This window comes from Bacillus sp. SIMBA_074, from assembly GCF_046534555.1.
GTDB classification, from domain to species: Bacteria; Bacillota; Bacilli; order Bacillales; family Bacillaceae_G; genus Bacillus_A; species Bacillus_A mycoides.
Map to the genome: position 1 here is coordinate 1 of NZ_JAWRYM010000810.1, position 257 is coordinate 257.

At 50.2% G+C, this 257-nt stretch carries 1 pseudogene; it reads right to left on the reverse strand.

The features are described from left to right. Positions 1-42 precede the first annotated feature (42 nt). Positions 43-257: pseudogene (locus SB773_RS33005) on the reverse strand (hypothetical protein); the annotation flags it as partial.

Consider the following 257-nt stretch of genomic DNA (forward strand, 5'->3'; position numbering starts at 1 on the left):
CTGATCAAGGGTGGTTTGGGATGGCCTTTCGAGTGTCGACATTTATGCCTCCAGGCGGCTAACGCCATGCTCTTTAACGACCCTGACGGAATCACTGATGTAATGGTTCAGATCGTTATGTGAAATCACCAACACGGTGCCGGACTTGGTAGCCTTTTCCTTCATGATCGACATCAGGCGCTCAAGACCATCCGAATCTAGGGCGTGATCAATCTCGTCGAATATGAACAGTGGAATTGATTTGGCTGAGCGCGTGG